Consider the following 12044-nt stretch of genomic DNA (forward strand, 5'->3'; position numbering starts at 1 on the left):
ATTAGGTTAAATGTTTTGTAATCGTTAAATGTCAAACTCTCTATTTAAACGATTAACTTGTTCTGGTCGACCAAGTACAACTACCTTTGACCCAGGTTTCAAAAGTGTGTCTGCTTCAGGATTAACAATGTATTCTCCATCAGGAGATTTATAGCCTATAATAGTACATCCGGTTTTTGATCTCATATCTATAGTACGAATAGTTCTTTCATTTTGATCATCAAACATATCTTCAAAAGAAACCTCTTCAATATTTATAGACTTTTTACCTACAATAGATAAGTTATCCAAAAACTCAATCAAATCAGGGACTACCACCAAAGAAGCCATATGGTCTCCTCCTATTCTATCCGGCATAATCACATTATCTGCTCCTGCTAAGCGAATCTTTTTATATGATGCATCTTGCGAAGCTCTACTTATGATCTTTAGTTTTTTATTGATTTGTCTCGCTGTTAAAACGATAAACAAATTATCTGCATCTTCAGGAAGTGTACAAATCAAACAACTGGCATTTTTTAAACCAGCTTCAATTAACACATCATCCTCTGTAGCATTTCCTTTAAGAAATAAAATATCATCGCTTTGGTATCTCTCAATAACCTCATTATCATTTTCAACAATAATAAAAGGCTTATCATAAGCCATTAGTTTAGCAGCAGCCTGCTTTCCATTACGCCCATACCCAACAATGATAATATGATTATCAAGCTTATTTATCATTTTTTGCATTTTTCTAAATTGTACTCTTTTAGGGTCATTTTTACTCACTATATATTCTGTAATTACGGATACTGAATATGCAAATATTACTACACTTGTTGAAATCAGGAATACAGTAAACAGTTTACCATTATCATCTAATGGTTGCACTTCTTCAAACCCAACCGTAGTCATAGTAATTACCGTCATATATAAGGCATCGACCCACGAATAATCAGAAAAAAATCGAAAGCCAAGTACTCCAATACTGATTACTACGATCAGTAAAACTACAGCTATATATATCCTTGGTCTTCCCCAATTGTAAATTGTCATCATAAATCGAATACAGAAGTTCGTTTAGTATATACCAAGTCTTTTAATTTCAGCCAGAATGCCATATTAAGATAAATCACAAAACCCAATCCTGCTGTAGCAAAGGTTAAATAAATAAAGAACAAACGAACATTTTTTGCTCGCATCCCTAACCTATCTGCCAATCTACTAGAAACATAAAATCCGTTTCGTTCTAAAAAATGTCTTAGATTATAAAGCATCCTGCAAATTAATTATATTATCCTAAAATGTAATCCTGATTCAATAAATTATTACCAATAGCACATTTCAGACATGCTTTCTGATCACAATAATTATTTTTAAGTTGAATCATCGCTTGCGAATGTAACGCATTCTCTATGCTAACATTCATGTTTTTAAATCCAGTTACTATATTATTTTTTTCATAAGGCAATTGAGAAATTAGATCCAAAACCTCATCCTCTACATCTTTTCCAATGCTTTTAGCGTACAAAAACTTGATTGGTATGATTGTATTTATCAAAATTAGATCTACAAAAGACTTAGTTATGTGTTTTTTTCTTGGTTTAGATTCTTTCTCGAACGTATAATGGTTTTGCCAAAAATCACTTGTCTGTATCTTAAAAACCTCATAGAAGCCCTGAATAGTATTAATCTCTATAATTTTACTAAAAAGTTGTTGATTCTTGAAATATAACATTGCTAATTGAGCCAATCTAATTGTTGGAAAATTTGGAGGTCTTAATCTAAAGAACTTAAAAGGTAAAACTCCTTCTGTTTTTAACTGAAACTTGTTTTGTAAAAATCCATACTGCTGTCTAAGTTCTCTTACATAGTTATCTTCTGAAGTATTTTCCAAAAACCCCGCTTGCCCAAAAAAAAGTGCTTCAAGTTGATTTAAATCGTTATTACATTTTCTTACGATTGAAAAATCTATAGAATCTGCTAAGCTTAAAAAAGCTTCCCCATTTACTTTTAGTCCAAAATTTTTGGCTAAAAGTCTAAATAAAACTGCCTCCCAATTATTGGCAGATTTTTTTAGTAACCCTGAAATTAACATTGATTTCTGCTCCAGTCTTTCCAGATATAACCGCTCTTGCCAACTGGAAATCACAAAACCAGAAACTTCAGGTAATTCTTTATCACAGCTAATCCACTTATTATTACCATCTCTAAAAAGTTTTTGATACTTAGACAGTAAGTCCGTAGCCACATAATCTTTTAGCTGTAATGTTGGTATTACTGAATTGTCTTTTCTAAAGATATCCATATCATCCTCCCAAACAACATGTAGGATTACATTATCATAAGCAGGATCATTTTCGTGATTATGAACATACCAATCACTAGATTTTATATGTACTTCCACATTTCCTGCCCATTTTTGGTTATTAATAACCATTTGGGAGTTAAAAAAATCTGGTCCTGAATTATCAATATTATGTACCCCAACTTGCTGGAGAACAATCTGTTCTTGAGCTGTGGTTTTTAAGTTCGATAGTTCAAACTTCTTATATTTCCATAAATATTGGACAAAATCTTCATTCATAGCCGATGAAAATACTAAAATTTATGATAACCTTGTAAGCCTAACAAACTATCATTGACTAAATAAGAAACCTTAACTAATGAATAATATTCTGAAATCTGTTTTCATCTCAGTATTTCCATTAATTGCGCTTTACTTCGCAATTGATAGTTTTATACATCTAATTAATCACGAAATATCATATAGATACATCGGAAGAATGATAGCAGCTTCTACCATCACATTTTTTTTCCTTCTAATTTTTATAAAATCTGTTGCTAGGACCGATGCTAATCTTAGAATACAGACTGTACTTATAGCTATTGGTTTACTAATTAGTCTCATTTTTGGGGGTTTTATTGAAAAAGATCTAAACGGATCATTACCCACAATTGGTTTATTTATAGGGTGGATACTCTATTTAAGGTGGTATTCTACATTTGATAAAAGAGAAACCAATACGATTATAAAAGTTGGCAATCAATTACCAGAACTAACATTACAGGATGCTGAAAAAAACAAAGTAAATCTTTCTAAATTTATTGGCAACCCTTCTATATTTCTATTTTTTAGAGGGAATTGGTGTCCGCTTTGTATGGCACAGATTAAAGAAATTGCTTCGCAATACAAAGAACTCGAAAAAAGAAATACTAACATAATACTTATCAGTCCTCAACCTCACGAGCATACAAAATCTCTAGCTAAAAAATTCGACCTAAATTTCAATTTTCTGGTAGATAAAGAAGGGAAAGCTGCTAAACAGTTAAATATCTATGCTAAAAATGGTTTACCTATGGGCTTTCAGGCGCTAGGTTATGATAACGATACCGTTATGCCAACCGTAATTATAACAAATAAAAAAGGTAAAATAATTTTTGCAGATCAAACCAATAATTACAGAGTAAGACCGGAACCCGAAACTTTTATTAGAATACTGGATCATCAAACCTCTTAGACAAAAAAAACATAATTATATCCTTCCCCCCTTAAAATGAGATAGGTAAACTTCTTCAAACGCGTAAAAACCCGAACTAACCTATATCAAACAGTACGATAATGGCCAATTATTCTTAAAGCCAAGTTAATTATGGATAAAAATGTACTATTGGTAAAATTTTATGTATTAATGGAAATTATTACAACAATTTCATTTAGTTACTTTGTTCTATAATATTACGGGAAAATAATATTCACACGACATAAAGATTACAAAACCCTAAGCTTAGTTGAGTTTGTGTTAGGTTATTGATGGTTGCCTTTTTGGCGACCATCTTTATTTTTTAACTATTCGTACTTATAAAGTTGATTAGGAAAATTAAAGCCTATACGCTTACATCAGGGTACACATCAAATCTATCGTAAAAGGCTTTTTTAAATTTTGAAGAATTTGAATAGTTAAGATTAACCATCACTTCTTTTATAGACAGCCCTTCAGAAAAAATCATATTATATGAACTTTCTAGTTTTTTGTTATTGAAGAATTCTAATGGAGTTTGATTATGAATCTCCTTAAACATATTAAAGAAATTTGTACGACTCATAAGTGCCATAGTTGCTAATTGATCAACTCCAACAAAAGGTTCTTGTAAATGATTTTCGAGATAATTACTAACTTCATATATATTTCCTACTTGAGCACTATTAATATTAAAAGGGTTATTTTCTGTATCCCATTTCAAAACATCTTTCCAAAAGGTTTCTAAAAGCCTAATTCCTCTAGCTACAAAATATAAGTAATTTTCAATTTTATTAAAATCAGGCGTAACAATTTGATCAAAAAGCTGAGACTGCCTGTAAGACAAATAAAACTTATTAATATGTTGATGGGAATATCGGATATAGCTATCTACCCGCTCAGCCATATCCCCTCTTTTTAGAAAATAAGGTTTAGTATAGGCACTCTTAAGGACAATCATAGTAGATCTGACTTCTGCACCTTTTGTAATATATACACGCTCACCATTTCTGGCATCCATGCATCGCATATTTCCAGGCGTATAACTATCAGAGTATGTACTTACAATCTCATCTTTCTCAATCTGATGATCTAACGCATATTTCCTAAAGTGTAAAATAATATCTTTTTCTGCAATAGGTTTTCTTATGTACTCAATATCTGTATTAGCCCTGTAATTATTGATCAATAAAAAAACTTCAGGTGAGATTTTATAATATGAAAGATATCCTTCTCCTATTTCTGGTGGAAAAATAATACGATCGGTGGTTCCTTCTGGATCTAATTGCGATCTATAATAACTTCTAAGCTCATCTATATCAGCAAAATCAAATGAATATCTACGCATAATCCTCTAATTTTAGAAAAACCCTCTCTACTAAAGATTGCCATTTACTACAAAAGTTGCGTATAAATCCTAAAAAATAGTTTGGGGTATAAAAACAACCCCTTTATCAGTTGAAAAAAACCGATAGAGGGGATATCTACTTTATAAAGATAAAAAAATTATTTTATATGACTTATTACGTCATATTTGGTAATGATATGATGTTTACCATTTTCTAAAGCTACCAAAACAGCGGGATTACCATTTTTGATCAACTTAGATATTTCATCAAGTGAAGTTGTAGAATTCACAATTGGGAATGGATCTTTCATTACTTCTTTAATTGGAGTGCTATCCATATTCTTATCATCCAGAAAAGCAGTAAAAAGGGCGCTTTCATCCACTGAACCTACAAAACCATCACTATCTACAACCGGTATTTGAGAAATCTGGAATTTGCGCATACGCTCAATAGCATGTGATACTAATTCTTCTGTTTTAACAGTAACCAAAGGTTTCTCTGAGTGACTCTTTATTAAATCAACTGCTGTAGAAACTTCCTCTTCCAGAAAACCTCTTTCACGCATCCAGTCATCATTAAACATTTTACCCACATATCGACTCCCATGATCGTGGAACAAAATGACCACAACATCATCTTTAGTAAAATTCTCTTTAAGCTGAAGTAATCCCTTTATTGCTGCACCTGCACTATTCCCTAAGAACATTCCTTCTTCTTTTGCTAGCCTTTGAGTATATATCGCAGCATCTTTATCAGTTACTTTTGTAAAGCCGTCAATCACCGAAAAATCTACATTTTTAGGTAAAATATCTTCTCCAATGCCTTCTGTGATATAAGAATAGATCTCGTTTTCATCAAAAATACCCGTTTCATGATATTTCTTAAATACTGAACCATAGGTATCTATTCCCCAGACCTTAATATTAGGGTTCTTTTCTTTTAAGTATTTCCCAACACCAGAAATTGTTCCACCAGTACCCACTCCAACGATAAAGTGAGTTATTTTACCTTCTGTCTGTTTCCAGATTTCGGGTCCTGTACTTTCATAATGCGCAACAGCATTAGAAGGATTATCATATTGATTTACATACCAGGAATTAGGAGTTTCTTCTGCTAATCTTTTTGAAACTGAATAATATGATCTAGGATCATCTGGTTCTACATTGGTGGGGCAAACCATAACTTTGGCTCCCACAGCACGAAGAATATCCATTTTCTCTTTAGATTGCTTATCCGCCATTACACAGATCAACTTATACCCTTTTACAATAGCTACAAGGGCTAATCCCATACCAGTATTACCAGAGGTTCCTTCTATAATAGTACCTCCTGGTTTTAATCGCCCATCCGCTTCTGCATCCTCAATCATTTTTAGTGCCATACGATCTTTTACCGAGTTTCCCGGATTAAAAGTTTCATATTTAGCCAATACCAATGCATCTACATCTTCTACCAAGGTATTTAGCTGCACCAAAGGAGTATTACCAATAGTTTCTAATATATTTTTTGCGTATTCCAATCTTTTAAATTTAGTACTCCTTTACAGGAAATTATAGAATTGCAAAGATACGATGTAGTTTATCGATTGGCAATTTTTGAGAAAGAATAACAATCTACTGAAAACGAATTGCTTTGACCGGAGCTATTTTTGAAATCACATAAGAAGGCACTAACAACATTGTCAAACAAAGTAATAATGTTCCAACATTAAGTAATACTATATAACCAATATCAATATATACCGGAGCAGTACTAACATAATATGTAGAAGGGTTCAATCCGATAACTCCGTAATGCTCCTGAATAAAAAGCAAACCAATACCTATCAGGTTACCCCAGAACAAGCCTATCAGAATTAAATATCCAGCATTGTATAAAAACATTTTTCGAATACTCAGGTCAGACGAGCCCAAAGCTTTTAGAATACCGATCATAGGAACTCTTTCTAATATCAAAACCAGTAATGCGGTAATCATATTAATTCCTGCTACTAAAATAATAATAGCTATAATCCCTATAATATTAAGATCAAAAAGCTTCAACCACTCGAATACCGTACCATATTTTAAAGCTATAGTCTGTGCATCTAAGGTTGATGGAATATTTTCAAAAATCTCCTGACCTTTTTTATCTATTTCGTCAAAATCATCAATAAAAACTTCAAAATTACCAACTTCACCCTCTTTCCATTTATTCATCCTTTGGATATGTCTAATATCTGCAAAAAGAATTTTTTCATCAAATTCCAAAAAACCAGAATTATAAATCCCTACAATTTTAAGAGCTCTAATATTTGGGCGAGAATTTACTGTAGAACTTCTTTTCATAAAGTAAGTCACTGCTTTATCGCCAATTCCTATACCTAATCGGTTAGCGATATGTTCTGACAATAAAACTTCTTGATTTAATTCATTAGAAAAATCAGGTAATCTTCCTTCAACCAAATATTCTTCTATGTAATTCCAATCATAATCTGCTCCAACACCTTTCATTAATACTCCTTCAAAATCAGATTCTGTTCTGATCACACCTACTTTACTTGCAACACCTTGAATATGGGTTACCCCTTCTACATCTTTAAATTCAGGATAAAAATCTTGAGTGGTACTAATAGGTGACCAAGATTCTAGACTATTGTTATTATCAAAACTAGAAATTATCACATGACCGTTAAATGCGGCAACTTTTTCTCTAATTTTACGTTGTAAACCTACACCCGTAGCGACTGTTATCAACATCATAATCATACCAATAGCTATAGCAGCAATGGCAATTTTTATGATTGGAGATGATATGCTACTTTTGTGTTCCTTACCTTTGATAAGGTGTTTAGCAATAAAATATTCGAAATTCAAAGGTGTTATATGGTATTAATTAGAATTATGCTCAAAAATACATTTTTATTCTTTTGTACACTTCTTATTTCTTGTGGAAGTAGTACAAAGATTTTGTCTCAGGATGTCTCATCAAAACAAAAACCTTCTTTACAACAAAATGTTGTACGAGATACTACAAAAATTATTCAACCTATTATTGTTGGTGCAAATCAAACAGATGCATATATACCTCTTCTAGAAGGCAAAAAAGTAGGTGTGGTAAGTAATCAGACCTCTGTAATTTTTAAGTATCCTGATCTTGACCCTATAATTCCAAAAAGTATAGGCAAAAGTTTCTCGCATCAATTTCCAGCATATACTCACCTTGTTGACTCCCTTTTATCCAAAAACATTACTATTCAAAAAGTTTTTGCTCCAGAACACGGTTTTAGAGGAAAAGCCGATGCTGGTGAACTTGTTGCAGATGGAAAAGACATTAAAACAGGACTACCTATTATTTCTTTATATGGTAAAAATAAAAAACCATCTAATGAATCCTTATCAGATATCGAAATTGTAGTTTTTGATATTCAGGATGTAGGAGTTCGGTTCTATACTTATATTTCTACATTGCACTATGTGATGCAGGCTTGCACCGAAAATGATATCCCAATGATCATTCTGGATCGTCCTAATCCAAACGGGAATTATATTGACGGTCCAACTCTGGAAAAGGAACATTCTAGTTTTCTAGGGATGCATCCAATACCATTAGTTCACGGAATAACCATTGGAGAATATGCACAAATGATTAATGGTGAAGGCTGGCTGGGTGATAATCTCACATGTAAAATCACAGTGATCCCTGTCAAAAACTATACTCACGATAGACCTTATAGTCTTCCGATACGACCATCACCAAATTTACCTAATGACAAATCAATAAATTTATACCCAAGCCTTGGTTTTTTTGAAGGAACAACAATTAATGCCGGACGTGGAACTGAAATGCAGTTTCAGATTTTTGGTTCACCGGATTTAACTAAAGAAAAGTTCGATTATTCATACATACCTCAACCTAATTTTGGAGCAAAATACCCTAAACATCAAGGAGAACCGTGTTATGGCAGAGATTTAAGAGATACTCCTTTACAAAGTCGAATACGTCTAGAATGGATAATTGAAGCTTATCATAATATGAAAGACAAAACAAAGTTTTTTAATACCAAATCCTTCACATTACATGCCGGAACCGAAAAGCTTCAAAAACAAATTGAAGAAGGATACAATTCTACCGAAATTAAAAAAACATGGTCAGAAGGGTTGGCAAAATTTAAAATTACAAGAAGTAAATACCTTTTATACCAATAGTTTTTAAGTATTAAAATGAAATACAACAAAGGCTTTTTAGTTATTTTTTTGACACTATTTACATTTTACATGCATTCTCAAGATATCAAAAAAGAAGTTGAAAGATTAAAAACACTTGGTAAAGATTCCTTAGTAAATCTCGCCTGGAATAAGTTCAATCAGAATAAATCGACAAAATATATTATAAACAAATCTGAATTTGATTATACTCGAGTATTAGCAAGTGATAAAAGAGTTATTATTTCTTTCGAAAGAAATGTATTCTATGTCCCATTATACTCTCAATTCTATTATAATCTAAAAGTAGAGTTTCCTTCAGGTAAAATAACCAAAGAAAATATAGAGAGTAATAATCATGGAAAAGATGGTCATTATCACCCAAAAAGCAACTCGGACCTCTTTACTGATGCTTACTTATATATTTTAGATAATGACGCCTCAGAAAATATTTCATTAGTCTTAAGAGCGATTGGTTTAGATCACCTGGACAAAACAAATAACTGGAGCTCTAAAATCACTATTAAAGAGAGAGAACATAGTTTTTGGGTAGAATCTATGGCTGGATCTTATGAAACCGGTGGTGGAAAATCTATTTACGAAGTTGAAAAAGAAACTGGAGAAATGGTAGTAGCCCCTTTAACAGGAGTACATATTATGGCCTCTCCAACCCCTCCTCCAAATGATAATGAAATTAAGGAAACAGAGGAGTTTATAGAAATAAAAAGTTGAGTTAAAAAAACTAAAATTATGCCCTCCTATTACTTTTATGCTCTAATGGAATTAAGGCTTTCATCTTTTCTACGATATTATAAGCCGCCGGACAAATAGCTATGTTCTGCATAGTTAAGTTAGAAATCTGATGAAATTTCTTTCTATCCGTATGCGGGTATTCCCTGCAAGCTTTCGGTCTTACGTCATAGATCAAACAATAATTATCATGAGCAAGAAAAGTACAAGGAGTCTCTTGTAACACAAAATCTCCATCTTCATCTTTCCTAAGATATTGTTCTTCAAACTGATGTGATTTCATTTTCAGATGTTTTGCAATACGGTCAACATCTATATCCGTAAATAATGGACCTGTAGTTTTGCAACAATTTGCACATTCCAGACAATCAGTTTTCTGAAACTCTTTAACATGCAAATTCTTCATAATTATATCCAAATCTTTGGGTGGCTTCTTTTTAAGCTTGGCAAAGTATTTTTTATTCTCTTTCTGTTTATCTTTGGCCAGTTTCGGTAATTGATCTATGAATTCTTGCATAGCAGCAAAATTAACCTATAATGGGTATTTATAAAATCTTTACCTGCAATAATTTAAAGAAAAATATCCGTCAAGTATGAATAAAGACGTCTTTGGAGAGGCTATAAAAGATTATTATAATCAAAACTATAAGGAAGATATTATTGTTCAGGCTCCCGATTTTGATGATGATGTCATACCTATCCCGTATCTATTCAGAAAGTATGATGACATGCCTTTGCTAGAGCAAAAAGCCCTGAATCTTTCCTTCGGAAAAGTTCTGGATGTAGGCTGTGGAGCAGGTAGCCATAGTGTTTATCTTCAAAAAATAAAAAAACTCGATGTCACAGCTATTGATACTTCTAAAGGCGCTATAGATATTTGTAAAAAAAGAGGTGTTCAAAATGCTTTTGAGGAAGATATTTTTAAATTAAAAGATCAGCAATTTGATACTTTATTATTTCTTATGAATGGTAGTGGTATCATAGGTAAACTAGAACAAATCGATCGATTTTTATCTCATACTAAAACATTACTAAAACCTGGTGGTCAAATTTTAATTGATTCTTCAGATATTTCTTATCTCTTTACTGATGAAGATGGAGGATTCTGGGTAGATGCTTCTGCAGGGTATTACGGAGAAATGCAATACAAGTTAAAATATAAAAATCAAGAATCTGATTGGTTTGATTGGTTATATATAGATTATAATACGCTGCAAAATGCTGCAAACGCTAATGGCCTTATTAGTGAATTGGTTTATGAAGGTGATAACTATGATTATCTAGCAAAACTTACCTTGTAAACTGAAAAACCGTAGAAATTCCCTTTTTTAATACACTGGTACAATCTTTGATGATAGAAACAAGTTCTTAATAGATTCACTTTATTAGGTAACAGCTAACTGATTTTTAAAATATACATCTATGCAAATCACCAAATTGCTTGGCATATTGTTGATCAGCTCTATCTTTTTAACGAGTTGTTCTAATGATGACGATAATGATGTTATCGTAAATCCTTTACAAATAAATAACAAACAACCTCTGGGCACTTCTGCTAATGATTTATTAAGCTCTGTAAACTTTAAAAGCTTGACTATAGAAATGGTATCTGTACAGGGGTTTGAACCTACAAATAACGCTGTAGAAAACTTTAAAAGTTTTTTAGAACAACGTCTTTTTAAACCAGATGGTATCACGATTAACCAAAGATCAGTAGCTTCTTCTAATCTCAATCCTTTTACTAATGATGAGATTACACAAATCGAAAACAATACCAGAACAGCATTTAATGTTGGTGATGATATCACTGTTTATATTTATTTTGCCGACGGAAGTAGCGTAAATGATACAGAGACCAATGTTACTTTAGGAACTGCATATCTAAATACATCCATTGTCATTTATGAAAACACTATACGTCGTTTGGGAAACAGACCTAATGGACCTACGGTAACCACCATTGAAACCGCTGCACTTAATCACGAATTTGCTCATCTATTAGGCCTTGTGAATATTGGCACAACATTACAATCATCACACGAGGATCCTGGTTCCAGAGGGCATTGCAATGTAGAAAAATGCCTAATGGAAGCATCCATAGAGTTTGGAAGCGGTATGATGGAAATGCTAGGAAAAGGAGTGCCCGAACTAGATCCATTATGTATTGCAGATCTGCAAGCTAATGGAGGAAGATAATAGTACTTAATATTAAATAATTAATGAAGCATTCAATATTTATTGAATTGATTAGTAAGAGA

12 protein-coding genes are annotated in these 12044 nt (G+C 32.3%); 5 read left to right on the plus strand and 7 right to left on the minus strand.

Annotated features, from left to right (window positions below):
• Nucleotides 1-24: 24 nt before the first annotated feature.
• From J8M14_RS19020 to J8M14_RS19030, 3 genes are read right to left on the minus strand one after another with little or no spacing between them, the layout of a single operon-like run.
• Nucleotides 25-1041, minus strand: coding sequence for a potassium channel protein (locus J8M14_RS19020; RefSeq protein ID WP_282100269.1), 1017 nt, complete (start codon nt 1039-1041; stop codon nt 25-27).
• On the minus strand, nt 1038-1268 hold the full coding sequence (locus tag J8M14_RS19025; protein WP_211076504.1) for a PspC domain-containing protein: 231 nt from the start codon (nt 1266-1268) through the stop codon (nt 1038-1040). The genes J8M14_RS19020 and J8M14_RS19025 overlap by 4 nt, the downstream gene beginning before the upstream one ends.
• 8 nt (nt 1269-1276) lie before the next feature.
• A complete protein-coding gene (locus J8M14_RS19030) occupies nt 1277-2569 on the minus strand; it encodes a DUF2851 family protein (RefSeq protein WP_211076413.1) in 1293 nt (430 codons plus the stop codon).
• A 79-nt stretch (nt 2570-2648) separates the two neighbouring features.
• Between J8M14_RS19030 and J8M14_RS19035 the strand changes: the two genes are divergently transcribed.
• Complete coding sequence (locus tag J8M14_RS19035) at nt 2649-3503, plus strand: peroxiredoxin family protein (RefSeq protein ID WP_211076414.1); 855 nt, start codon at nt 2649-2651, stop codon at nt 3501-3503.
• Between the two features lie 367 nt (nt 3504-3870).
• On the opposite strand, the gene J8M14_RS19040 is transcribed toward J8M14_RS19035, so the two are convergent.
• From J8M14_RS19040 to J8M14_RS19050, 3 genes are all read right to left on the minus strand, one after another.
• Nucleotides 3871-4851: an AraC family transcriptional regulator gene (locus J8M14_RS19040; protein ID WP_211076415.1), complete on the minus strand. Its 981-nt coding sequence runs from the start codon at nt 4849-4851 to the stop codon at nt 3871-3873.
• A 158-nt stretch (nt 4852-5009) separates the two neighbouring features.
• Entirely contained in the window at nt 5010-6371 is a 1362-nt protein-coding gene (locus tag J8M14_RS19045; RefSeq protein ID WP_211076416.1) for a pyridoxal-phosphate dependent enzyme, read from the minus strand.
• 94 nt (nt 6372-6465) lie between these two features.
• Nucleotides 6466-7707, minus strand: coding sequence for an FtsX-like permease family protein (locus J8M14_RS19050; protein ID WP_211076417.1), 1242 nt, complete (start codon nt 7705-7707; stop codon nt 6466-6468).
• A gap of 27 nt (nt 7708-7734) precedes the next feature.
• On the opposite strand from J8M14_RS19050, the gene J8M14_RS19055 reads away from it, so the two are divergent.
• Together J8M14_RS19055 and J8M14_RS19060 are read left to right on the plus strand one after the other, a co-directional pair.
• Complete coding sequence (locus J8M14_RS19055; RefSeq protein ID WP_247672705.1) at nt 7735-9039, plus strand: DUF1343 domain-containing protein; 1305 nt, start codon at nt 7735-7737, stop codon at nt 9037-9039.
• Between the two features lie 69 nt (nt 9040-9108).
• Entirely contained in the window at nt 9109-9768 is a 660-nt protein-coding gene (locus J8M14_RS19060; protein ID WP_211076419.1) for a hypothetical protein, read from the plus strand.
• 16 nt (nt 9769-9784) lie between these two features.
• Here J8M14_RS19060 and J8M14_RS19065 read toward each other — a convergent pair whose 3' ends face one another.
• The gene (locus J8M14_RS19065; protein WP_211076420.1) at nt 9785-10303 is read right to left on the minus strand and encodes a YkgJ family cysteine cluster protein; all 519 of its coding nucleotides are present in this window, start codon (nt 10301-10303) and stop codon (nt 9785-9787) included.
• A gap of 76 nt (nt 10304-10379) precedes the next feature.
• On the opposite strand from J8M14_RS19065, the gene J8M14_RS19070 reads away from it, so the two are divergent.
• Nucleotides 10380-11087 carry a class I SAM-dependent methyltransferase gene (locus tag J8M14_RS19070; protein WP_211076421.1) on the plus strand — a complete coding sequence of 236 codons (708 nt, stop codon included), beginning with the start codon at nt 10380-10382 and terminating at the stop codon, nt 11085-11087.
• A gap of 121 nt (nt 11088-11208) precedes the next feature.
• Complete coding sequence (locus J8M14_RS19075) at nt 11209-11982, plus strand: hypothetical protein (protein ID WP_211076422.1); 774 nt, start codon at nt 11209-11211, stop codon at nt 11980-11982.
• The last annotated feature ends 62 nt before the right edge of the window (nt 11983-12044 follow it).

It is taken from the genome of Aquimarina sp. MMG016 (assembly GCF_018100805.1).
Lineage (GTDB): Bacteria > Bacteroidota > Bacteroidia > Flavobacteriales > Flavobacteriaceae > Aquimarina.

What these genes read in the sequence shown, in the direction of transcription:
- J8M14_RS19020 (WP_282100269.1), bottom strand. Translation starts at nt 1,041, where the DNA reads ATGATGACAATTTACAATTGGGGAAGACCAAGGATATATATAGCTGTA.
- J8M14_RS19030 (WP_211076413.1), bottom strand. Translation starts at nt 2,569, where the DNA reads ATGAATGAAGATTTTGTCCAATATTTATGGAAATATAAGAAGTTTGAA.
- J8M14_RS19035 (WP_211076414.1), top strand. Translation starts at nt 2,649, where the DNA reads ATGAATAATATTCTGAAATCTGTTTTCATCTCAGTATTTCCATTAATT.
- J8M14_RS19040 (WP_211076415.1), bottom strand. Translation starts at nt 4,851, where the DNA reads ATGCGTAGATATTCATTTGATTTTGCTGATATAGATGAGCTTAGAAGT.
- J8M14_RS19055 (WP_247672705.1), top strand. Translation starts at nt 7,735, where the DNA reads ATGCTCAAAAATACATTTTTATTCTTTTGTACACTTCTTATTTCTTGT.
- J8M14_RS19060 (WP_211076419.1), top strand. Translation starts at nt 9,109, where the DNA reads ATGCATTCTCAAGATATCAAAAAAGAAGTTGAAAGATTAAAAACACTT.
- J8M14_RS19065 (WP_211076420.1), bottom strand. Translation starts at nt 10,303, where the DNA reads ATGCAAGAATTCATAGATCAATTACCGAAACTGGCCAAAGATAAACAG.
- J8M14_RS19070 (WP_211076421.1), top strand. Translation starts at nt 10,380, where the DNA reads ATGAATAAAGACGTCTTTGGAGAGGCTATAAAAGATTATTATAATCAA.
- J8M14_RS19075 (WP_211076422.1), top strand. Translation starts at nt 11,209, where the DNA reads ATGCAAATCACCAAATTGCTTGGCATATTGTTGATCAGCTCTATCTTT.